This window comes from Streptomyces sp. Ru62, assembly GCF_002920615.1.
Classification (GTDB): Bacteria; Actinomycetota; Actinomycetes; order Streptomycetales; family Streptomycetaceae; genus Streptomyces.
The window spans coordinates 1-21,703 of the sequence record NZ_PQSU01000023.1; the positions used below are offsets into that span (position 1 = coordinate 1).

At 73.8% G+C, this 21,703-nt stretch carries 12 protein-coding genes; 3 read left to right on the forward strand and 9 right to left on the reverse strand.

Annotated elements, in window-relative coordinates:
* Positions 1-4,129 (forward strand): type I polyketide synthase (locus C3492_RS28365; protein WP_146075730.1); only part of this gene is annotated, 4,129 nt, incomplete at its 5' end.
* Positions 4,130-4,230: 101 nt separating this feature from the next.
* On the opposite strand, the gene C3492_RS28370 is transcribed toward C3492_RS28365, so the two are convergent.
* The 3 genes from C3492_RS28370 to C3492_RS28385 all read right to left on the reverse strand — a co-directional run bounded on the left by C3492_RS28370 (position 4,231) and on the right by C3492_RS28385 (position 11,400).
* Positions 4,231-7,020 (reverse strand): AAA family ATPase, encoded by a 2,790-nt coding sequence (locus tag C3492_RS28370; protein WP_103815369.1) that lies wholly within the window; start codon positions 7,018-7,020, stop codon positions 4,231-4,233.
* A gap of 848 nt (positions 7,021-7,868) precedes the next feature.
* The gene (gene helR / locus C3492_RS28380) at positions 7,869-10,025 is read right to left on the reverse strand and encodes an RNA polymerase recycling motor ATPase HelR (protein WP_103815373.1); all 2,157 of its coding nucleotides are present in this window, start codon (positions 10,023-10,025) and stop codon (positions 7,869-7,871) included.
* A gap of 163 nt (positions 10,026-10,188) precedes the next feature.
* Positions 10,189-11,400 (reverse strand): glycosyltransferase, encoded by a 1,212-nt coding sequence (locus C3492_RS28385; protein WP_107500680.1) that lies wholly within the window; start codon positions 11,398-11,400, stop codon positions 10,189-10,191.
* 263 nt (positions 11,401-11,663) lie between these two features.
* Between C3492_RS28385 and C3492_RS28390 the strand changes: the two genes are divergently transcribed.
* The gene (locus C3492_RS28390; RefSeq protein ID WP_258055928.1) at positions 11,664-13,847 is read left to right on the forward strand and encodes an FUSC family protein; all 2,184 of its coding nucleotides are present in this window, start codon (positions 11,664-11,666) and stop codon (positions 13,845-13,847) included.
* A gap of 98 nt (positions 13,848-13,945) precedes the next feature.
* On the opposite strand, the gene C3492_RS28395 is transcribed toward C3492_RS28390, so the two are convergent.
* From C3492_RS28395 to C3492_RS28425, 6 genes are all read right to left on the reverse strand, one after another.
* Positions 13,946-14,515, reverse strand: a complete 570-nt coding sequence (locus C3492_RS28395; protein WP_181140595.1) for a DinB family protein — start codon at positions 14,513-14,515, stop codon at positions 13,946-13,948.
* Between the two features lie 104 nt (positions 14,516-14,619).
* The gene (locus C3492_RS28400) at positions 14,620-15,708 is read right to left on the reverse strand and encodes a lytic polysaccharide monooxygenase (RefSeq protein ID WP_103815379.1); all 1,089 of its coding nucleotides are present in this window, start codon (positions 15,706-15,708) and stop codon (positions 14,620-14,622) included.
* A gap of 22 nt (positions 15,709-15,730) precedes the next feature.
* Positions 15,731-15,910, reverse strand: coding sequence for a hypothetical protein (locus tag C3492_RS28405; RefSeq protein ID WP_258055929.1), 180 nt, complete (start codon positions 15,908-15,910; stop codon positions 15,731-15,733).
* Between the two features lie 141 nt (positions 15,911-16,051).
* Positions 16,052-18,235 carry a glycoside hydrolase family 3 N-terminal domain-containing protein gene (locus C3492_RS28410; protein ID WP_103815383.1) on the reverse strand — a complete coding sequence of 728 codons (2,184 nt, stop codon included), beginning with the start codon at positions 18,233-18,235 and terminating at the stop codon, positions 16,052-16,054.
* A 157-nt stretch (positions 18,236-18,392) separates the two neighbouring features.
* Positions 18,393-19,511: a cellulose binding domain-containing protein gene (locus C3492_RS28415; RefSeq protein ID WP_103815385.1), complete on the reverse strand. Its 1,119-nt coding sequence runs from the start codon at positions 19,509-19,511 to the stop codon at positions 18,393-18,395.
* A gap of 253 nt (positions 19,512-19,764) precedes the next feature.
* Positions 19,765-20,787 (reverse strand): LacI family DNA-binding transcriptional regulator, encoded by a 1,023-nt coding sequence (locus tag C3492_RS28425; protein WP_103815387.1) that lies wholly within the window; start codon positions 20,785-20,787, stop codon positions 19,765-19,767.
* Between the two features lie 183 nt (positions 20,788-20,970).
* On the opposite strand from C3492_RS28425, the gene C3492_RS28430 reads away from it, so the two are divergent.
* Complete coding sequence (locus C3492_RS28430) at positions 20,971-21,699, forward strand: SDR family oxidoreductase (protein WP_103815389.1); 729 nt, start codon at positions 20,971-20,973, stop codon at positions 21,697-21,699.
* Positions 21,700-21,703 lie beyond the last annotated feature (4 nt).

Consider the following 21,703-nt stretch of genomic DNA (forward strand, 5'->3'; position numbering starts at 1 on the left):
AGTGTCGTCCTTCGGTATCAGCGGCACCAACGTCCACACCATCATCGAGGAGGCCCCGGCCGAGGAGCCCGCGCCGGACACGGACGCGGCGCCTGCCCCGCTGCTGCCGCTCGTGATCTCCGGGGCCACCCCCGAGGCCCTGGCCGCGCAGGCCGCACGGCTGCGCGCGGTCGCCGACCGGCCGCTGCCCGACCTCGCCCGCTCCCTGACCACGGGCCGCGCCGCCCTCACCCACCGGGCCGCCGTCGTGGCCCGCGACCGGGACGAACTCCTCACCGGACTCACCGCGCTGGCCGACGGCACCGCATCGGACACCGTGGTCCGCGGCCGGCCCGCCGGCGGCAAGGTCGCCTTCCTCTTCACCGGCCAGGGCGCCCAGCGCCCCGGCATGGGCCGCGCCCTGTACGCCGCCCACCCGGTCTTCCGGCGGGCGCTCGACGAGGTCTGCCAGGCGCTCGACGCCCACCTCGACCGCCCGCTGCGGGACGTGATGTGGGCCGAGCCCGGCACCGAGGACGCCGGCCTGCTCGACCACACCCTCTACACGCAGAGCGCCCTGTTCGCCGTCGAGACCGCCCTGTACCGGCTGCTGGAGTCCGCCGGCGTACGGCCCGACCGGCTCGCGGGGCACTCCATCGGCGAACTGACGGCCGCCCACGTGGCCGGGGTCTGGGCCCTGGCGGACGCCGCCCGGCTGGTCGCCGCCCGCGGCCGGCTGATGCAGGCGCTGCCCGCCGGCGGCGCGATGCTCGCCGTCGACGCCACCGAGGAGGAGGTGCTGGAGCACCTCGGCCCCGAGGTGTCCGTCGCCGCCGTCAACGGGCCCCGCGCCGTCGTCGTCTCCGGCACCGAGGCCGCCGTCTCCGCCGTCGCCGAGGCGTTCTCCGACCGCCGCACCAAGCGGCTGCGGGTCAGCCACGCCTTCCACTCCCCGCTGATGGACCCGATGCTGGCGGAGTTCGAGAAGACGGCCCGCGAGCTGCGGTACGCGCCGCCCGCCATCCCCGTCGTCTCCGACGTGACCGGCGCACGCGCGAGCGAGGACGAGCTGTGCGCGCCCGAGTACTGGGTCCGGCACGTCCGCGAAGCGGTCCGCTTCGGCGACGGCGTCCGGACGCTGGAGGCCGACGGCGTGCGCACCTTCCTCGAACTCGGTCCCGACGCCGTCCTGTCGGCCATGGGCGTGCAGGCCGTCGCCGACGCCGAACGGTCGGCGTTCGTCCCCGCGCTGCGCCGGGACCGCGACGAGGAGCAGACCTTCGCGACGCTGCTCGGCGCCGCCCACGTGCGCGGTGTGACGGTCGACTGGCAACGGGTCTTCGCCGGTACCGGCGCCCGCCGCACCGATCTGCCGACCTACGCCTTCCAGCGGCGGCGGCTGTGGCTGGACGACGAGCCGGGCGCGGTCACCGACGCCGGCGGGCTGGGCCAGGCACCGGCCGGCCACCCGATGCTCGGCGCCGCCCTCGAACTCGCCGGCGACGACCAGGTGGCGCTCACCGGCCGGCTGTCCCTCGCCACCCACCCGTGGCTCGCGGACCACTCCGTGGCCGGGGTCGTCCTCGTCCCGGGCAGCGCCTTCGTCGAACTGGCCGTCCAGGCCGGCGACCGCACACACTGCCCGCGTGTGGAGGAACTCACCCTGGAACGGCCCCTGGTCCTGCCCGAGCGGGGCGCCGTCCACCTCCAGGTGGCCGCGGCGGCCCCCGACGCCGACGGGCGCCGGCGGCTGACCGTGCACGCCCGGCCCGAGGGCGCGGACGGGGAGTGGACCCGGCACGCCGCCGGCGTCCTCGCCCCGCACACCGCCCAGGAACCGGCCGCCGTCACCGACTGGCCGCCCGCCGGAGCCGTCACCGTGGACGTCACCGGCACCTACGACCACCTCGCCGAGCAGGGCTACCACTACGGCCCGACCTTCCGCTGCCTGCGCGGCGCCTGGCGGCTCGGCGAGGAGGTGTGGGCCGAACTCGCCCTGCCCGACGCCGAAGCGGCCGACGGCTTCGCACTGCACCCCGCGCTGCTCGACTCCACGCTGCACGCCATCGACCTGCTCGCCGGCCAGGACCCGACCGTGATGACCCTGCCCTTCTCCTGGGAGGGCGTCACCCTGCACGCCACCGGCGCCACGGCCGTCCGGCTGCGCCTCACCCCGCACGGCACCGACCACATGACCCTGCGCCTGTACGACGGCACGGGCGCCCCCGTGGCCGAGGTGACCGCGCTGCGCGTCCGCCAGGTCACCACCGAGCAACTGCAAGCGGCCGCACCCGCCCCCGGCGACCTGTTCCGTGTGCGCTGGACCGAACTCCCGCTCACCCTCACCGACCCGGCCCCCGAGCCCCGCACCCTCACCGTGACGGCGGACGGTTCCGAGACGCCCACCGCCGCCCCGGACGGCGAACCCGGTGCCGACCTGCCCGCGCTGGCGCGTCGGACCGCCGTGCAGGCCCTCGCCGCGCTGCGGCGGGACCTCGCCGGCGTGCCGGAGGGCGGTGCGCCGCTGGTGGTGGTGACCCGGTCCGCCGTCGCCGTGCACGCCGACGCCGTGCCCGACCCGGCGCAGGCCGTGCTCTGGGGCATGGTGCGGGCGGCGGCGGTCGAGCACCCCGGCCGGTTCGTGCTCGTCGACACCGACGACGACCCGGCCTCGGCCGCCGTCCTCCCGGCCGCCGTGGCCACCGGCGCACCCGAACTCGCCCTGCGCGCGGGCACGGTGCACGTGCCGGAACTGGCCAGGGCCACGGACGCGGAGCCCGGCCCGGCGCCCGCGCTGGATCCCGACGGCACCGTCCTCGTCACCGGCGGTACCGGCAGCCTCGGCCGGCTGCTGGCCCGGCACCTGGTCACCCGGCACGGCGTGCGCCACCTGCTGCTGACCGGCCGAAGCGGGCGCCTGTCCGAGCCCGGCGCCCTGGACGACCTCACCGCCCTCGGCGCGCAGGTGACCGTCGCCGCCTGCGACGCCACCGAACGGGACGCGCTCGCCGCCCTGCTGGCGTCCGTGCCGGCCGAGCACCCGCTGACCGCCGTGGTGCACGCCGCCGGCGTCCTGGACGACGGGCTGCTCACCGACCTGACCCCCGAGCGGCTGGAGGCGGTGATGCGCCCGAAGGCCGACGCCGCCTGGCATCTGCACGAGCTGACCCGTGACCTCGGTCTCGCCGCGTTCGTCCTGTTCTCCTCCGCCGCCGGCACCCTTGGCGCGGCGGGGCAGGCCAACTACGCCGCCGGGAACGCCTTCCTGGACGCCCTCGCCGCGCGGCGCCGTGCCGACGGGCTGCCGGCCCTGTCGCTGGGCTGGGGACTGTGGGACACGGGGGAGGGCATGGCGGCCGGTCTCGGCGAGACGGAGCTGCGCCGGCTGGCACGTGACGGCATCCTGCCGCTGCCCGCCGACCGCGCGCTGGACCTGTTCGACCGGGCGCTGACCGAGGCGGGCAGCCCGGCCGCCGACCGCGCCCTGCTGCTCCCGGTCCACGTCCAGGTCACCGCCGACGCCCCCGCCCTGGTGCGGGGCCTCGCCCCGGCGGCCGTACGCCGCACCGCCCGGCCGGCGGCCACCGAGGCGCCGGCAGCCGTCGAGTCGCTGCCGCGGCGGCTGGCCCGGCTGAGCGCCGCCGACGCCGTGCGGCTGCTGGTGGAGACGGTGTGCGGGCACGTCGCCGACGTCCTCGGACACGGCTCCGGCAGCGCCGTCGACCCGCAGCGTTCCCTGGGCGACCTGGGCGTGGACTCGCTCGCCGCCCTGGACCTGCGCAACCGGCTGAGCGCCGACACCGGCCTGCGGCTGTCCACCACCCTCACCTTCGACTACCCGACCTCCGAAGCCCTCGCACGGCACCTCTTCGAGGAACTGGGCGGCGACACCTCCGGCGACCCGGTCGACATCGAGGCCGAAGTGGTACGGCTGGAGACGCTGTTGGGTACGGCGCTGGACTCGGCCGCGCTGGACGAGGAGCAGCGGGCCCGGGTGGCCGCCCGGCTGCGCACCCTGAGCGCGCGCTGGGACGGCACCGGCGAGTGGCGGGAGAGCGCCACCGGTACCACCGGGGACACGGGACTGGAGACGGCCACGGCCGACGAGCTGTTCGACATCCTGGACGACGAACTGGGCAGCTTCAGCTGAGGCGCACGCCCGACGGAGCGCGGCTCCACCGGAGGTCTCTCCGGTGGAGCCGCGCTCCGTTCGGTGCTCCCGGTCCGTGGACGGCGAGCCGCCGGGACCGCTCAGCCCGCGGACGAGTGGGTGCTGGCCCAGCGGTCCGACAGCTTCGGTATGCGGTGGTCCAGCATCTTCGACGGCAGCTCCGAACGGTTGGCCACGTTCAGCTTGCGGTAGACCCGGGTGAGGTGCTGCTCCACCGTGCTGATCGTGACGTGCAGGCGGGCGCTGATCTCCCGGTTGGTGTACCCGAGCGCGGCCAGCCCGGCGACCCGGCACTCCGCGTCGCTCAGGATGGCGGGGCCGGCGTCGGACTCGGCGCTGTCGGTGCGTACCGGGTCCTCCAGCAGGTGCGCGTCGACCGGCGACTCGATGCGGCAGGCCTCGGCCTCCCGTGCCGCCTGCCGCGCCACCAGCCGGGCCCGGGCGTACTCGCCGAGTTCGTAGTGCGCCGCGGAGAGGTCGGCGTACGCCTGGGCCAGTGCGTACCGGTCGCCGCACGCCTTGAGCAGGTCGATCGACTCGCGCAGCAGCGAGGCGCGGCGGTGCGGCTTGCAGGTGGCTGCCAGCAGGCGCAGCGCCATCGCCCGGGCCCTGGAACTGTGCCCACCGGGCAGCCGCAGCTGTTCCTCGGCCCACTCCCGGGCGGTGCGGGCCTTCCCGATCCGCAGGTTGGCCAGGGCCAGGTCGGACCGCCAGGGGATGCCCTTCTGCAGGCTGGGGTTGCCTTCCCGGAGCAGCCGTCCGCAGGTCTCGAAGTCGCCCAGTGCCGCGAAGGGCCGTTCGGTGGCGAGGAAGTGGTGACCGCGGGCACGCAGGTACTGGATGCCGAACACGGTGCGGAACATCGGTTCGGGCACATCGTGCTTGAGCAGTTCCTCGGCCTCGTCGTAGGAGCCCATGGCGGTGTGCGCGGAGATCGCCGTCGACAGCGGGAGGCCGATGAGCACACCCCAGCTCTCGGCGCGCAGGGTGCCGAGCGCGGCGAGCGCGCCCTGCGACGCGGTGGTCACGTCACCCTGGAGCAGGGCGATCTCCGCCCGGATGCTGCCGAGCAGGGCCTGCCAGGTCGTCGCCCGGCGTTCCACGGCCCGCTCCAGCAGCGCGGCACAGGCCTCGGCGGCGATCGCGGGCCGGTCCGCGTGGGCGACCGCGAGCAGTGACATGGCGACCAACTCCAGGTTGAGGTGGTCGAGTTGGTGGCCCTGGAGGGCCTGGGCGACGGCCGCAGCGGAGTCGTCGGTGGCCTCACCGCCGATGAGCGCGGCCACCCGGGCGGCCAGTCCGCCGGCACCGGCGTGCGCCTGCCGGCGGTGCGGGTCGAGGCCGGCCATGGGAGCGCCCTTGCCGGGGAGCGCCACGCCGTAGAACCACTGCCGCACGAACTCGACCTCGGCGACGATCTGGGCGTCGGCGGGCGACTGCGCGTGGACGAGGGTGGCGACGGCCTGGGCGGCCAGTTCGGTGTCGCCCTGCCACAGCAGGTACCGCAGGACGGTGGCGGCGTCCCGCATGCTCAGTTCGCCGGCGAGCGCGGCCTCGCGCAGTGGTTCCAGGTGGGGGGCGGCCGCTGCCGGGTTGGTGCGCCATTCGGCGCGCGCGAGGGCCACCGACAGCGCGTGGCGTTCCCGTTCGTCGGCGCAGTCGCCCAGGACCAGGCCGAGGTAGTCGGTGCAGCGCTCCACGTCGTCCGCGGCCAGTGCCTGATCCGCGGCGGTGCGCAGGATGCCCGCCCCCCAGCCCGCCGGGACGAGCTGCGCGAGATGGAGGTGGCGTGCCACTTCGACGGCCGGGGCGCCGGAACGGTACAGCATGTGGGCGATCCGGCCGTGCAGCCGGGTGCGGGCGACGACGTCCATGTCCTCCAGCACGGCCGCGGCGGCGGTCGGGTGCCGGAAGGCGTGACCGTCCAGCAGACCCGAGGAGTTGAGGACGTCCACGGCTTCCTGGGTGCCGGCCGGTGTGGTGCCGGCCAGCTCCCCCACGGGGACGGTCCCCGCCAGGGTGCCGAGCGCGGCCACTGCCCGGGCCACCCGGACGTGGCCCGGCTCGCCGCGGTGCAGCAGGGACAGCACCGCCTGGCGGTAGGCGGCGCCGGCGACGGGCGGTCCGATCTCGGGGGCGACGTGGGTGCTGTCGTCCAGCAGGGCGTGGACGAGGAGCGGGCTGCCTGCGGTGGCCCGGTGGTAGGCGTCGCGGATGTGTGCGGGAAGGGCCCGGCCGGCCTGTGCGGCCAGCAGTTCGCCGACGCTCGCCTCCGACAGGGGAGCGAGGCGTACGCGTCGGTGCGGCTGGCGGAGCAGCTCCGTGTGCGCGGGCGAGCGGGTCTCCCCGAAGTGTCCCGAGGTGGCGCACACCACGAGGACCCGCCGGGAGCGGCTGCGGTGCAGCAGGTGGACGATGGTCTGTAACGAGGCCCGGTCCATGGCGTGGGCGTCGTCCACGGCGACGACCAGGGGCCGGTCGCCACCGGCCAGACGCAGCAGTGTTTCGACCGCCGTCTCGTGCCCGGCGGACGCGCCGACGGGCTCGTGCACGGGGTCCGTGGGCCGGCGGACATCCGCCGAGGGGTGCGCTGCCGACGCGGCAGGGTGTGACATGGCGCACTCCGCTTCGGCATTGCGGAGCAATTGCCCGGCCAGACTCATCGGCTGATCTCGTTCGGCCGAACCGGCAGTACCGGTCAGTATGTGCGCGCCGGTGCTGTTCAGCGTGGTGAGGAATTCATGCACCAGCTGGGTCTTGCCCGATCCGGGACCACCCGTGATGATCACGAGACGGCCGTGTCCCCGCACGCTGTCAGTGAACGCCTCACCCAAGGCCTGCAGTTCTCGCGTACGGCCGAAAAGGTGCATCGAGGATCCCCCTAGATTCATTTTTTCGAGCGAGATGGTGCCCCGTTTCCCCCATGACGAGGCGGCGTCGTGCGACGCTGCGTGGAGAGTTTGTAAGGCGACGGCACTGTCGCAAAGGCGGCGCGCCGGGTCGGCTCGTAATCGGTCGGAACGGCCCCTGACCGGCGGCGAAGAGTATCGCATCGATGTACCCGAATGATTTCGGCCAATTTATGGCTGACTTTGGTTCGGATGTCCGCGGCTTTGCTGGTGAAGTACCGAATAAAGATTAGGTGCTCATAGCAGGCAGAAACGCTATCTGTCCAGGCCAACGTTGTCAACTGCCGCCCTTGATGACTCCCTGCCCTACTGTGTGGATGGTCCACCGAGACGTCCTTTTACAGTCCGTTGATTTACCGGACGGTTAAAGAAAGGGTCCGGACATCGTCAATCGTGACATCGGTCACGGGAAAGCGCTTCCGCTGCCCGTTCGGGCAGGGCCCATTGCCGGATGAACCTCTGTGCCCTTTGGGCCGAGGCCGTATACGAAGCGGGCGGGTCGGTTGCCCGTCCCGCCCGCTCCCCCTGGTCACGCGCTGTTTCCCCGGCACGGACCCCATGCGCGACGGGAAACCCGCCGACCGGCGGTCCCGGCCGGCCGGGGCGGGCCGTCGACACCGCCTGCGCACCGGTCGCGGCCGGTGTCTGGTACACCTGGGGCGGCGGCCACGGCGCCCAGCCCGGCCCTCATCGCCCTCCACCTCGGCGCCGGAATGATGGTGGAGGCCCGCCGGTCCGGCACCAGGTGATGGTCAGTGACACCCGGGGCCGGCCTGGCCGGCCGGCGTACCGGCCTGCGCCGACTGATGTCAGGGGCTCGTGAGGACGACCAGTTGCCGGGTCGCCCGGGTCATCGCGACATAGTGGTCGACCGCCCCTTCGACGCCCTCGCCGAACCTCTCCGGGTCGACCAGGACGACCAGGTCGAATTCCAGTCCCTTCGACAGCTCCGGCGTCAGGGAACGGACGCGGGCGCTCGGCCGGAACGCGGGATCGCCGATGACACAGGCGGTCCCGTCGGCGTGTGCGGCGAGCCAGGCGTCGAGGACCGAGCGCAGCTCCGAGACGGACCCGTGGACGACGGGGACGCCGTTGCTGCGGATGGACGTCGGCACGTTGGCGTCCGGCAGCACCGCCCGGATGACCGGCTCGGCCTCCGTCATGATCTCCTCCGGCGTCCGGTAGTTGACGGTCAGGGACGCCAGGCGGATCCGGTCGAACCCCACCCGGGCGAGCCGCTCCTGCCACGACTCCGTGAACCCGTGCCGGGCCTGGGCGCGGTCCCCGACGATGGTGAAGCTCCGGGACGGGCACCGCAGGAGCAGCATCTGCCACTCCGCGTCGGTCAGTTCCTGCGCCTCGTCCACGACGACGTGCGCGAACGGCCCGGCGAGCAGGTCGGGGTCGGTAGCGGGCAGGGCGCTGTCGTCGACCAGGGAGTTCCGCATGTCCTGCCCGTGCAGCATGACCAGCACGCCTTCGCCGTCGTCGTAGGTGTGGGCTTCCAGCAGGTTGTCGACGACCCTGTCCATGCGCTCGCGTTCGGCGGCGAGTGCGGCGGCGTGCCGGCGCTTCTGCCGGGCCGTCTCCGGGTCGCCGAGCCGCTGCCGGGCCGCGTCCAGGAGCGGCAGGTCGGACACCGTCCAGGCCTGGGCCTCCGCGCGCTGCAACAGCCGCACCTCCTCACGGCTCAGCCACGGGGCGCACATCCGCAGATACGCCGGTACCGTCCAGAGGTCTCCGACGAGGTCGGCCGCCTCCAGCAGCGGCCAGGCACGGCCGAAGGCCGTGCGCAGCTCCCTGTTCCGCAGCAGCGACCTGCGCAGCAGTTCGGGCGGGGCGTCACCGTCGTGCTTGTCCACCAGGATGGTGAGCAGTTCCTCCCACACCTGCTCGCGCGCCTCGTTGTGCGGAGTACCGGGTTCCGCCGCGTCGAACGCCACGGCCCAGTCATCGGCGGTCAGCCGGATGTCGGACCAGTGGGTGGTGACCGTCATGCCCTCGGCCGGCGGCTCCTCGTAGAACCCGACGGCCTTCTCGATCGCCTTCACCATGTCCGCGGACGACTTCAGCCGGGCCACCTCCGGATCGGCCTCGGCCACCGCTGTGGCGCCCTCGGCGACCAGGTCCCGCAGGGTGCACGTCTGCACGCCCTCCTCGCCGAGGCTGGGCAGGACGTCGGCGACGTAGGACAGGTACGGCCGGTGCGGACCGACGAACAGGACGCCGCCCCGGCGGTGACCCAGGCGCGGGTCGGAGTGCAGGAGGTAGGCGGAGCGGTGCAGGGCGACCACGGTCTTCCCCGTGCCCGGACCGCCGTCCACGACGAGGGCGCCGCGCGAGCCCGCCCGGATCACCGCGTCCTGGTCGGCCTGGATGGTCCCGAGCACGTCCCGCATCCGCGGCGACCGGCTGCCGCCCAGACTGGCGATGAACGCGGACTGGTCGTCCAGCGCGGCATGCCCGGCCAGCCCGTCCGGGGTGAACACCTCGTCCCAGTAGTCGGTGATCCGGCCATCGGTCCAGCGGTACCTGCGGCGGCTCACCAGACCCATCGGGTGCGCGTGGGTGGCTCCGAAGAACGGCTCGGCCGCGGGGGAGCGCCAGTCCACCAGCAGCCGGCGGCCCGCGTTGTCGGTGAGCCCGAGCCGGCCGACGTAGACCGGCTCCTGGCCGTCCGCGCCGACCATGCGTCCGAGGCACAGGTCCAGCCCGTAGCGGCGCAGGGCGCGCAGACGGCCGGTCAGCCGGTGGATCTCGGCATCCCGGTCCATCGCCTGCCGTCCCTGGCCGCCCGGCGCCCTGCGCTCGGCGTCGAGACGGTCGGAGAGCTCGGCGATCTGCTCCTCAAGACACTCCGCGATGGCCGTGAAGTGCCGCTCGTCGTCGGCGATCAGCGCCGGGTCGGCCTTGGCGGCGAGGCGGCCGGGGAGGTCGAAGGCGCGGGTGGGCAGGGGAAGTTTCACGTCAGGGGCTCCCTTGTGAGGCCGGTTGGGCCGTGGCAGGTGGCAGGTGGCAGGGCGGTGGGACGGTGGGACGGTGGGGTGAGGGACGGGGGCGACGAACCCGCGGCCACGACGCACGGTGCTGCGTGCCCCGCGTGGCCGCTCCCGGTCCAGGCCGACGGGCTCAGCCGGCCGCGTCGAGCAGCAGCCGTGCGGCCACCGACGCCCCGTCGGTGCGGACGCGGCCGGCCAGGGCAGCCGCTCGTACGGGGGTCTCCGGGGCGAGGGCCGTCCCAAGGGCGGCCGACAGGGAGGCGAACGTCGGCGTGGAACTCTCGTGCGCCGCGCCGATGGCCGACTCGGCCACCCGGCCCACCCAGTACGGCTGGTCCGCCGGCTGGGGCACGACCACCTGGGGCGCGCCGGCCGGCGCCGCGGCCGTCGTCGTACCGGCGCCGCCGTGGTGCACGACGGCGGCCACCCGGCCGAACAGCGCCTGCTGGTTCACCTCGCCGACGACGAAGCAGTCGTCCCGGTGGTCGACCGGGGACAGACCGGCCCAGCCCCGGGCCACCACCGCACGCCGCCCCCGCGCGCGGACCGGCTCGACGGCGACCCGGCCGATGTCCGCCGCCGCGTGCAGGGGCATGCTGCCGAAGCCCACGTACACCGGTGGTGCACCGGCCTCCAGGAACGCCACCAGGTCGGCCGGCAGCGGGCGTCCGTCGGGCAGGACCCACGCCCCGGTCCGCACCACATCGCGGTCCGGGCTCTTGCGCCAGGGGTCCAGCACCGGGTCCGTCGCCAGCCACGGCCGGTTGCCGATGACGCAGTCGCGCACGTGCTCCACCGGCGGCAGCCCGATCGACGCCCGGTTCGTGTTGAGCGCCTCACCGAACAGCGCGTCGGCGTTCCGGGCGTCCAGCTCCCACAGCACCTCGTGGTCGGTCACCTCCGGCGGGAGCGGGAGGCCCGGGCGCGCCAGCGGCCGACGGTGCGCAGCGGGCAGGGTGAGCTGCTGGAAGGTCACGGACACGGAGCGGATGCCGAGCTTCTCCGCCACCGACAGCGCGCCGGCCGCGGCGGGCAGCGCGCCGGTCGCCACCAGCACATCGCAGTCCTGTGCCGCCTCGGTGACCGTATCGAGCTGACCGGCGATCAGCTCGGCCGCGCGCCGGGGCAGGGACGCGGGCGGGAGCGCCGCTCGCGTCAGCGCGCGCGCCGACGGGCCGACCGGGACCAGCGGGACGCCGACCTCGGCCGGCCGCTGCGCGAAGTCCTCGTCCGGCGGCGCGCACACCCGCACCTGAGCGCCGAGTCCCCGCAACCGCGCCGCGAGCCCCACCAGGGGTTCGACGTTCCCGCGTGACCCATACGTCGACAGAAGTACGCGCACCTCGTGAATCACCTGTTTCCGCAGCTTCCTGGCCTGGGCCGGCAATTCTGCGGCACGACCGGGGCCTTGCCGCAAGCCCCCCGGTGCGCTATAAGTTGATGGTGGCAAGGAGTGGCTGACTCCTTGCCTTTGTCTTTGCGCCCGGGCGACAGAACGGCCGCGATCACCCGCACACCTGAACGCCTCGCCGAACCGGTCGCCCCCTCGGTGCCCCGCCTGCCCAGCAAGGTGCCGGATGCCCCGCGGTGGGTGATCCTGTAGGAATGCGGGGTGAGCGAGGTGCGCGGCTCCGGGAGGCCTACGCCGCCTCCGGTCGTCGCGCGCTGCGCGTGACACTCGTGGCCGCGGCCGGCTTCTACGTCTTCCGCTACGGCTTCGACCGCCCCGTGGCGGCGACCTACGCGCTGTTCACCGTGGTCGCACTCGGCGGACTGGCCAGGATCCCCGGTACCGGGCGGCAGCGCGCGGCCGTGATGGCGCGCCTGCTGCCGGTGTGCTGGGTGCTGGTGGCCGCCGGCACCTATCTGTCGGTGCGGACCTGGAGCGCGGTCGTCGGCATGCTGGTGGTCGGCTTCACGCTGGCCTTCGCCGCCGTCGGCGGACCCCGCCCGGCGGGCGCGGCGCCCGGCCTCCAACTCCTCTACATCCTCCCCTCCTTCCCGCCGTACGACCCCGGCTCGCTCGGTGATCGGCTGATCGGTACGACGACGGGGCTGGCCCTCTTCGTCGCGGCCGAGGCACTGCTCTTCCGGGAGCCCGCCCCGGCGTCGTACCAGGAGCGGGTCGCCCGGGCGGCGGTGGTCGCCGAGCGGTGCGCGGCGAAGCTCGCGGCACACCGGGACGCCCTCGCCGGCACCGACGTCCTGGCGGCCCAGGAGATGAGCCAGTCGCTGCGGTCGCTCAGCGTGCCCGAGGCGGAGCGGCCGGCGGGGCCCGGGGTGCGCGCCCGTGCCCTCGCCCACACCGGCCTGGCCACCCGTACCCTGCTCGGCAGGCTGGCCGGGCTGCCCGCCCTGCCGCACCACGGCACGGCACCCGAGGTGACCGCCGTACTGGGGGCGGTGGCGCGCATGGCCACGGCGACCACGAGCTGTCTGCGGGCCGGGACGTCCCCCGCGGCACAGCACATGGAACTGACCGCGGCACGCGCCGACCTGTCCGCCGTGTCCGCGGGGCCCCCTGCCACCCCGGCCGACGACTGCCTCCCGCCCGCCGTCCTGCGCTGCCACGCCGCCGTGCTGGAGATCGCCGACGCGGCGCTGGCCATGGGCGCGGCGGCCGATCTGGCGGTGCGGGGCCGGCACGCCTCGGTGGAACTGCAGCCCGGCCGGTTCTGGTACGCCACCACCTGGGCCCCCGTCCTGTGGTGGCACCGGCTGCGCGGCCATGCCGGGCGCCGCTCGGTGTTCTTCCAGAACGCCGTGCGCATCGCCCTGGCCCTGACGGCGGCCCGGCTGGTCGCCGGGGTGGACACCCTGCCGCACGGCTTCTGGGCGATGCTGGCGACCCTCACCCTGACCCGCACCACCATGGGCGAGACCTGGAGCACCATCCGTCTGGCGCTGGCGGGCACGCTGGCCGGGGCCCTGCTGAGCGCCGGTGTCCTGATCTTCGTGGGTTCCGACACCACCGTGTACGCCGTCCTCCTGCCGCTGTGGATGCTGCTCGGCTTCACGGTGGGGCCGGTCAGGGGCGTCGGATGGGCGCAGGGACTGTTCACCGTGCTCGTGGCGCTGGTCTTCGCGCAGCTGGCGCCGCCGACCTGGCGGCTGGCGGAGGTCCGCGTGCTGAACGTGCTCATCGGCAGCGCGATCGGCGCGGTCTTCGGCGTGCTGGCCTGGCCCCGGGGCGGCCATGAGGAACTGCGCCGGACGGCGGCCGATCTGCTGCGCAGGGCCGCGGAGATCGTCGTGGCCACCAGTGCCTCGGTGGCGTGCGGCACGGTGTCGCCGCCGCTGTCCAGGGCGTCGCACCACCGCTGCCTGCAACGTGCCATCGTCCTCGCGGAGTCCGCGTACGCGCAGGTGCAGAGCGAGCCGACGCCGCCCTTCGGAGGCAGCGGCCGCCGGGTGCGGCCGCCCGCCGTGGACTGGCAGGCGACGCTGATCGCCGGGCATCACACCCTGTGGGGCTCGGCACGGCTGCTGGAGCCGCCGCTCACCCCGCTGAGCCCGGCGGCGGCCCAGTCGGCCGGCATGCTGGGGGAGCGGGTGGCGGGCCGGATGCTGCTGGTCTCGGCGGCGCTGGACCCGGGGGACGACACCCCCGTCGCGGCGACACCGCTGATCGATCCGACCCTGCCCGGCCTCACCGCCGAGCCGCCCGGCGCCCCCCGTCGGTACTACGCGACCGTGGCGTGGCTGGACTCCCTCATGACCGACCTGACACGCATCACGTACGCCGTCCCGTGGCACGCGACGGCGAGGACGACAGCCGGCACCTCCTGAGCCCGGCCCCAGGTGCGGGGGTGTGCGTCGGCCCGCTCGGCACCGCGGCCGTCGGGCCGCACGCCCCTCGGGACCTCACCGGCCGAGGACAGCCCCGGTCACTGACCCACCCGTCCGTCGACGCACTCGCGCAGCAGATCGGCGTGTCCGCAGTGACGGGCGTACTCCTCGATCCTGTGCACCAGCAGCTCGCGCACCGCGATCCTGTCCTTCCCCAGCCGCTCACCCAGATCCGGGTGCTCGGCCAGCGCCGCGTCGGTCGCGGCCTGCTCGCGCGCCAGATCGGCATACGCGGCGTCGACCACGGCCTGCTCGGCGACCGCCCCGTGGAAGTCCCCGTCCGGCTCGCCGTACAGCTTCGGCAGCGGGTCGCCGTCGCTGATCCAGCCACGCCAGTCCCGCTCCACCTCCGCGAGGTGGCGCAGCAGGCCGAGCAGCGACATGGTCGACGGCGGTACCGACCGGCGGGCCAGCTGCTCGGGGTCCAGGCCCTCGCACTTCATCAGCAGGGTGGTGCGGTACCCCGTCAGGAAGTCCTCCAGCGTCGCCGGCTCGCCCTCCGGACCGGCTCCTTCGCTGTGCCGGGGATCGTCCGCGGGGTCGACCCACATGTCGGGGTGGACGGTTGCCTGGCTCCAGCGTGCGGGTTGCTCAGTCATGCGGGCCATGGTCGTCCGACAGGGCCCGAGTCCGCCAGTGCCGGGTCCCGCCTCTCCCGGGGCGCCCGCCACCTCCCCGGAACCGGCCGGGGAGGCGGCGGGCGCCGGATGCGTCAGGTGGTGCCTTGTGCCGTGACGCAGCCGATGGAACCGGCGGGGACGTTGTTGCCGGTGGATGTGGCGGTGAAGCCGAAGGTGACACTGCCGTCGGCGGGCACGACCCGGTTGTGGTCCACGTTGCGGACCGTGACCGTGCCGTCGGTACCGGTGGACGGCGTGCCGTTCCACAGGCTGCTGATCTTGGTGCCGGCCCCGGGCTGCCAGGCCACGGCCCACCCGTCGAGCGGCGCCGTGCCGTGGTTCATGACCTCGACGGAGGCCTGGAAGCCACCGCTCCAGGAGTTCACCACGGAGTACGTGGCCATGCAGGACCCGGTGTGCGGATCCGTGGGAGTCGGCGTGGGCGTGGGCGTCGGCGTACCGCCGGAGGTGCGGATGCCTGTGACCTCGCCGTGGCCGCCGTCGAAGACGATGTCCGAGCAGGAGAAGAAGTTCTCCTGGCTGTCCGAACGCACCCACTGGATGAACAGCAGGGCGTCACCGGACCGCCCGGAGGGCAGCTTCAGGTCCCAGTAGTAGTGGCCGCCGTCGGTGCCCGGCGACCCCTGCTGCGGCGGATTGGTGACCGTCTGGATCAGATCGAGGTCGGCCCAGCGCAGGGCGGAGGCCGGCGACCAGCCCTGCTTGGTGACGTAGACCCGGAAGTCACCCGGGTGCGCCGCCCAGTTGCTGTACTGCGCCTGGATCGTCGCCCCGCTGGTCAGATGGGTGCGCGGCCAGTCCGAGCGGGCCGCGTTGTAGGCGCGGAAATCGTACGGCGACCGGTCACCCGCACTGCACAGGGTGCCGTCCGGGACGTAACCCGCGCCCCGGCCACCGGCGTTGGAGTCGAGCACGGCGAACCAGTTGTACAGCGCCGTCGCACCGCTCTTGGCCAGCGCGTCCCGGCACGCCGGGTTGGTCGGGTCCAGGCCGCCGGTCGTCGTGTGCGCGTCAAGGTAGCACAGGTAGGTGCGGGATCCGGGCAGCATCGCCACGCCGTGCGCCTGGGCGCTGGTCTGCCCCAGGAGGGTGAGGGCGAGTGCCGCCAGCAGCGTCGACAGAGCCGCTGCCACCGACATCAGTCTGTTGCGTCGAGCCACGTTCAGCTCCTTCCGATTCGGATCAGACGGGCGGTAAACCCCGGGCGGGCGCCGTACCGGAGTACGCCGGGACCGCCGGGGCGTCGGTGTGGGTCACGCCGGTGCCATGGCCGCGGCCGGCGAACGGGTTCGCGGCACCGGTCACGACGGCGGGGGGCGCGGTGAGCTGCCCGGCCAGACCCAGTGCCAGGGTGGCGAACATCGCGCCCAGCGAGGCCGCCCGGTGCCGTCGGCGCCCCGGTCTCGGCCGGTGCGCGGGTGTCCGGCGGGTGGGGTGTGTCATGGGTCCTCCTCGTGCGGGGCTGCGGGTGGTACGGGCCAGGTGCGGTCGACGGGCGCGCGGTCAGCTCCCGGCACAGTGCGGGGCGGGTGTGCCGGCGGTGCCTTCCGCGGTGAAGCCGAACGAGGTGGTGGCACCGGGCTGCAAGGAGCCGTTGAAGGCGGCGTTGCGGACGGAGGCCCGGCCGTCGGCCGTGGTCAGGGAGCCGTTCCAGAGGCTGGTGACGCGGGAGCCGCCCAGGTCCCAGTCCACGGACCAGCCCGTCAGCGGGGTGGAGCCGGTGTTCTCGACCGTCACCTCCGCCTGGTGACCGCCTTGCCAGGAGGAGGTCGTGCGGAACCGCGCGGTGCACGCGCCGGGCGCCGGCGGGGACGCGGGGCCGGCACCGGAGTACGTCAGCCCGTACCCGTACGGGAAGAGCGGGTCCTTGCCGTCACCGTCGTTGACCGGTTCCTGCGCGGAGGTCCGCGGCCAGCTCACCGGCAGCTTGCCGGTGGGCGCGTAGTCGCCGAACAGCACGTCGGACACACCGGCGCCCTCCGTGCCGGGCAGCCAGGCGGCCAGCAGCGCCTTCCAGTCGGGCAGCTGGGCGGAGACGTCGAGCGGACGGCCCGAGACGAGGACCACGACGACCGGCACCCCGCTCGCCTTCAGCCGGGCGAGGGTTGCCAGGTCCTCCTGGTCCAGTCCGAGGCCGCCCGGCCGGTCGCCCCGGCCCTCGGCGTACGGGGTCTCGCCGACCACGGCGATCGCGGCGCGGTAGGAGGAGTCGATGCCGTTGCCGTACCGGTCGTAGGTGACCCGGGACGGGTCGGTGACGGCGGCCCGGATGCCCCGCAGGACCGTGGTGCCGTCCGTGACGGGACCGCTGCGCCCCTGCCAGCCGACGGTCCAGCCGCCGCTCTGGTTGCCGATGTCGTCGGCGGACCTGCCCGCGACGAACAGCTTGGCCGACTTCGGCAGGGGCAGCACACCGCCCTCGTTCTTCAGCAGCACCTGCGAGGCGCGCACCGCCTGCCGGGCCAGCTCCCGGTGCGCGGCAGATCCGACCGTGGCGGTGTACGAACGGTCGGTGAAAGGCCGCTCGAACAGGCCGAGTTGGAACTTCTTGGTCAGGATGCGCCGGTTGGCGTCGTCGATCCGGGACTGCGGGACGCGGCCCGCGGTGACCTCGCCGCGCAGCAGGGTGAGGAACCTCTTGTAGTCATGGGGGACCATCACCATGTCGACGCCCGCGTTGACGGCCGTACTGATCTCGGCGCCGGTGAAGCCGCTCTGCCCGTCGAGCTGGTCGACCGCGGCCCAGTCGGACACCACGAACCCGTCGAAGCCGAGCTCGCCCTTCAGCAGGTCGGTGACCAGGTACGTGTTCGCGTGGGACCTGACCCCGTTCCAGCTGCTGTACGACAGCATCACCGCGCCCACGCCACGGCGCACCGCCTCCTTGAACGGCGGCAGGTGGACGGCGCGCAGTTCGGCCTCGGACAGCTTGGTGTCGCCCCGGTCCACACCGCCGACCGTGCCGCCGTCGCCGAGGTAGTGCTTGGCGGTGGCCAGCACGGGCGCCGGCCCGCCGCCCAGGGTCTCACCCTGCAGCCCGGTGATGAACGTCGTGAGGGAGGCGGGAAGTCCGGGGCTCTCGCCGTACGACTCGTAGGTACGGCCCCACCGGTCGTCGCGGGCCACGCACAGGCACGGCGCGAAGTCCCAGTCGATCCCGGTGCCCGACACCTCCTCGGCCACCGCCCGCCCGATCCGCTGGACGAGCGCGGGGTCGCGGGTGGCGCCGAGGCCGATGTTGTGCGGGAAGAGCGTGGCCCCGCGCACCGCGTTGTGGCCGTGCACCGCGTCGATGCCGTAGATCATCGGAATGCCGAGCGGAGTCGCCAGGGCCGTGCGCTGGAGCGAGTCGTACGTGTCCGCCCAGGTCTGGGCGTTGTTGGGGCTGACGGTCGAGTCGCCGCCGGAGAGCACGGAGCCGATGCGGTGGGCGGCGAGGTCGGACTGCGGGACGAGGGCGTCCTTCTCGATCTGCGTCATCTGGCCGAGCTTGTCGTCCAGGGTCATCCGCGCCAGCAGATCGGTGACGCGGTCCGGCACGGGTGAGGACGGGTCCTGGTACGGCAGGACCGCGGCCGGCGAGGTGGCGACGGGCTCCGGTGCGGCGGCGGGTGCGGTGAGGGCCAGGGCCGCGGCACACACGGCCAGGGCCGTCACCGGGCGGCGGTGGGCGAGCGGGAGGCTCATGCGGGCGGGCCTTTCCTGGAGCGGTCCGGGAGCGGGGCGGCGCTGCGGTGGAGCCGGGAGCGGGGTGGAGCCGGGACCCGCCCGATCGTCGGGTGCGGGACGAGCGGGTCCCGGAGCGGGTGGGTGGGTCACGCGGGCGGTGCGCCGGGTGCGCGGGTCACGCGGTGGTGCAGGCGGCCCCGTTCAGGCTGAACGCGGAGGGCTTGGCGAACGTGCCGCCGTAGCTGCCCTGGAACCCGAAGGACACCTGACCGCCGGGCGCGATCTGCGCGTTGTAGGCGAGAGAGCTCGCCGTGACCGCCCCCGAGGACGGCGCCACGGCGGCGCCCCAGGCGCTGGTGATCCGCTGCCCCGCGGGCAGGGCGAAGGCGAGCTGCCAGCCGCTGACAGGGGAGGAGCCGGTGTTGGTGACGGTGACCTCGGCGGTGAAGCCGCCCTGCCAGACGTTGGTCCCGTACGCCACCTTGCAGGCCGCCGGGCTCCCGGGGCCGCCGCTGCCGGTGTCCACGGTGGAGGAGAACGAGGTCACGGCCAGGCCGGCGCCGTTCTGCCAGGGCTCGAAGCCCGCCTGCACGCTGGTCAGGTACCAGCTGTCCTGCGCGAGCCCGCGGGAGACGGCCTGCCGGACGAAGTCCATGACGTCGAAGCTCCAGCTGGTGATCGCCGACGGCGCGACGAAGGACAGCACGTCGTTGCCGCCGTTGTTGCCGGACCACACCTGCCACTGACGCCCGGCGACGGTCGCGGTGCCGACCTGCGAGCCCACCGGCTGGATGGAGCCCACCTTGTTGAACCACACCATGATCTCGGTCTTGTTGACGCCGTCGGTGCGGGGCGTGGGGTCGAGCCAGATGTCGTACGCGGCGTCGTACACCGCGTTGCTCACATAGCCGTAGGAAATGCTGGTGGGCGCGCGGGAGATGCTGCTGAGCCGGGCCGGAAGGTCCGTCCCGGGCGAGCAGTTGGTGTAGTGACAGCCGTTGTAGACGGACGGGTAGGACTTGGGGGCGCCATTCGTCGGTACCGAGCCGTCGGCCTGGGTGACGCGGAACCCGGAGTCCGTGACGTCGATGCACTGGCTCTCACTGGTGCCCCAGCGGTTGTTCTGGACGACGTAGCGGCCCTGGATCGTCGTCGAGCCGTACTGTTCGCAGATCGTGGTGTCGGCCTGGGCCGCGGGAGCGACGGTGAGCAGCGCCGCAAGGGCGGCGAGCGCGGTGAGCAGTGCGCCCAGCAGGCCGCGCGCTCCACGGACAGGGTGCTTGTACGGTCGCATGCGGGTCCTCTCCATGACGGTGAGGGGAGTTCGGGAGCGCTCCCGGACGCAGCTGGATGGGAGCGCTCCCATTCCCTCCGTTGGGCAGGGACTGTAGGGAGAGTTCATGTCCCTGACAAGGCTCCGCGCGGGGTGAGTGTCGAAGAAGTCTCGAAACCGCAGGTGGAAGCGGGCCGGTCGGCGGGACGGTCGGGGTCTGGGAGCGCTCCCGAAATATTCGGCCCGGCCGCGGCACACCCGGGCGCCGACGGCACTACGCCGACTCGCGCACCACCAGCTCCGTACGGAGGATCACATGCCGCCACGCCACGGACGACTCCTCCAGCTCCTCCAGAAGCAGGCGCACCATGGCCCGCCCGATCTCCTCCAGCGGCTGCCGCACCGTGGTCAGCCGTGGCTCGGTCCGCTCGGCCAGCGGGAAGTCGTCGAAACCGATGACGGCGACGTCCTCCGGCACCCGGCGTCCCGCCGCGCGCAGCGCGTCGAGGGCGCCGGCGGCGGTGGTGTCCGAGGCGGCGAGCACACCGTCGATCTCCGGGTGCCGCTCGATCAGCCGGGCCATGGCGCGCCGGCCGCTCTCCGCGGTGAAATCGCCCTCCGCGACCCAGGACGGCGGGGCGTCCAGCCCGGCGTGGGCCAGGGCTTCGCGGTAGCCGCGCAGCCGGCACCGGGTGACGTACATGTCGAGCGGCCCGGTGATCGTGGCGATCGTCCGCCGGCCCTTGTCCAGCAGGTGGGTGACCGCGCTGCGGGCGCCGCCGACGTTGTCCGCGTCGACGTAGCTGACGTGCTCGTCGGCAGAACGGCGGCCCAGCAGGACGGTCGGCAGCCGGGCCTCGGCGAGCATGTCCGGCAGCGGATCGTCGGCGTGCACGGACATCACCAGCACCCCGTCGACCCGGCCGCCGCGGGCGTACTCCAGGAAGCGCTCGCGCTCGGTGTCCGAGCGGACCAGGGTCAGCAGCAACTGCATCCCCGTGTCGGTCAGGGCGTCGCCCAGCGAACGGACGATCTCGGAGAAGAACGGCTCCGCGAACTTCCGCCAGTCCGGCTCCGTCATGACGAGCGCGACCGCGTCGGCCCGTCGCCCGGCGAGGGAACGGGCCGCGAGATTGGGCACGTAGCCCAGTTCCGCGATGGCCTGCTGCACGGCCCGGCGTGTCGACTCCTTCACACCTGCCGCGTTGTTGACGACGCGGGAGACCGTGCCCCGGCCCACTCCGGCGTGAGCGGCCACCTCCTCCAGCGTCGGCGAGCCAGGGCGCCGCTTGCCCATGACCACCTCCCCCAAGAGATCACCGATATTACGGGCCCGGCGACGGCGGGCCCACGGAAAGTTTCGAACGGGCTGCCGGGCGGGCGCCGTAACCGGTCATCCCCTGCCGCGCCCACCGTCCCATCCCGTGCCCCTCGGCGGCGCATATGTCATATTTCGACTAATCCCGACGAAAGGTGTGTCATGAGGGTCGCAGTCATCGGCGGTACCGGGCTGATCGGGTCGCAGGTCGTCAGGAAGCTGGAGGCCGCGGGGCACGAGGCGGTGCCGCACTCGCACTCCACCGGGGTCGACGTCATCAGCGGCGCGGGGTTGGACGCGGCCGTGGCGGGAGCCGATGTGGTGGTCGACACGACGAACTCCCCGACCTTCGACGCGGCCTCCCTGGCCTTCTTCCAGACCTCGATGGACAACCTCCTGGCCTCGGCCCGCAAGGGCGGCGTCGGCCACATCGTGATCCTCTCGATCGTCGGCGTCGACCAGGTGCCGGAGCTGGACTACTACCGGGCCAAGGTGCTCCAGGAGAACATCCTCGCGGCCGGTCCCGTCCCGTACTCGATCGTCCGGGCCACGCAGTTCATGGAGTTCATGGACGACGTCCTGTCCTGGACCACCGACGGCGACACCGTCCGGCTGCCCGCCACGCCGATCCAGCCGATCGCCGCCGAGGACGTGGCCGACGCGGTGGCGGAGGCCGCCATGGGCGCCCCGCTGAACGGCATCCGCAACATCGCCGGCCCCGAGGTCTTCACCCTGGACGAGCTGGGCCGCATGACCCTCTCCCGCAAGGGCGACAACCGCAGCGTCGTCACCGATCCGACCGCCGGCATGTTCGCCGTCGTCAAGGGGGACGCGCTGACCGACCCGCACGCCCGTCTCGCCCCCACCCGCTACGAGGACTGGCTCTCCTGACCCC

Bases quoted from the DNA above. Each gene is read 5' to 3' on its own strand.
- C3492_RS28430 (WP_103815389.1), top strand. From the start codon at position 20,971: ATGAGGGTCGCAGTCATCGGCGGTACCGGGCTGATCGGGTCGCAGGTC.
- C3492_RS28405 (WP_258055929.1), bottom strand. From the start codon at position 15,910: ATGTTCGCCACCCTGGCACTGGGTCTGGCCGGGCAGCTCACCGCGCCC.
- C3492_RS28390 (WP_258055928.1), top strand. From the start codon at position 11,664: ATGCGGGGTGAGCGAGGTGCGCGGCTCCGGGAGGCCTACGCCGCCTCC.
- C3492_RS28425 (WP_103815387.1), bottom strand. From the start codon at position 20,787: ATGGGCAAGCGGCGCCCTGGCTCGCCGACGCTGGAGGAGGTGGCCGCT.
- C3492_RS28410 (WP_103815383.1), bottom strand. From the start codon at position 18,235: ATGAGCCTCCCGCTCGCCCACCGCCGCCCGGTGACGGCCCTGGCCGTG.
- C3492_RS28370 (WP_103815369.1), bottom strand. From the start codon at position 7,020: ATGCACCTTTTCGGCCGTACGCGAGAACTGCAGGCCTTGGGTGAGGCG.
- C3492_RS28415 (WP_103815385.1), bottom strand. From the start codon at position 19,511: ATGCGACCGTACAAGCACCCTGTCCGTGGAGCGCGCGGCCTGCTGGGC.
- C3492_RS28395 (WP_181140595.1), bottom strand. From the start codon at position 14,515: ATGGCCCGCATGACTGAGCAACCCGCACGCTGGAGCCAGGCAACCGTC.